The sequence below is a fragment of the Rosenbergiella metrosideri genome (genome assembly GCF_022602565.1).
Classification (GTDB): domain Bacteria; phylum Pseudomonadota; class Gammaproteobacteria; order Enterobacterales; family Enterobacteriaceae; genus Rosenbergiella; species Rosenbergiella metrosideri.
The window spans coordinates 1-1,072 of sequence record NZ_JALBCV010000045.1 but is presented as its reverse complement, the minus strand read 5'-3'; the positions used below and the strand labels follow the sequence as shown (position 1 = coordinate 1,072).

The window sequence follows — 1,072 nt, the reverse complement described above, 5'->3', positions numbered from 1 at the left end:
CCGCCCGCCCGCCTGCGCACTTCACTTAACAATGCGTTTTTCATGCACCTATTGTTTTATGCTAAAGCCCATATATCAAGGGCTATAGAGAGAATCTGAGTGCATGAGACTCATGCGTTTTCATGCAGCATAGGCATGCACTCAAGAAAAAGAACGCTAGCCAGAGAAAAGAGGCGTAATAAAGCCAACTTAATTGGGCTTGATGAGAGGATGAGAGTCAGACTGGAGACTGATTGATTAGTTTTGAGCGGCCGGTCGGTCAACGTGAATGACGAACCGTAGCGGCCTAATGATTGACCTTTACGCATCTGCATTTTTGTTTCTTCAACTGTTTGCTCTTCCATTAACCGTTCTGGTTTGCTGATAATTTTCTCTACACTTTCCAAAGCGGTAAATATGCAGGAGCAATCGAGGTTTTTGCATTGGTAATAGATCCGCTGAACCGAATCAGATAAATATTGGCTTGAACGGCAATGCGACATTTGCAAACAAAATGGGCACTCAAGTCGCTTAATAGCGGCTTTTTTTGTGTCTGCAGTTTAGCAGTTGTAAGCGTTTTGCCTCGTTTTCACTCAGCCTATGTTCAACCTCATTCGATTTACCTCAACCTAATGATACGGGTACATCAGCGGGTATATCTCGGTTCGATAATTTTCATACTCATACAGAATTCTTGAAATGATACTCATCATGGCTCTGAGTAATGTGAAAGTTTGTTCGGCTAAGGCTGAAGCAAAAACTTATAAACTGACTGGCGTTGAAGGCATAGTGTTGCTGGTTCACCCTAATATTTGTTTTTGGTTGTGCCTAGTGGTTGTGTAAGGTAATCGATTTTTAGGTTTCAGTAATAATAGGTGTTCTATAAATTGTGTGATTTTAATTATTATTAGATGACAAGATAGCGCTATATAAATTACATAGAGTTACGTGAAAAATATTCAAATCTGCCACAAATAAAAACATTGCAATCTTCTATCTACTTATATCCTCTGAATATTAATAAAGAGATTATCTATCTATTCATATAATCCTATATTTTATTATAGCATAGCCTGAATTAATTATTATTTTC

The 1,072-nt window shown here is 38.2% G+C and carries 1 protein-coding gene and 1 pseudogene; both read right to left on the bottom strand.

What is annotated here, in order from left to right:
• Positions 1–110: 110 nt before the first annotated feature.
• Positions 111–344, bottom strand: a complete 234-nt coding sequence (locus MKR94_RS17080; RefSeq protein ID WP_338328031.1) for a hypothetical protein — start codon at positions 342–344, stop codon at positions 111–113.
• A gap of 30 nt (positions 345–374) precedes the next feature.
• Positions 375–515, bottom strand: a pseudogene (locus MKR94_RS17075) (ogr/Delta-like zinc finger family protein); the annotation flags it as partial.
• Positions 516–1,072: the final 557 nt, after the last annotated feature.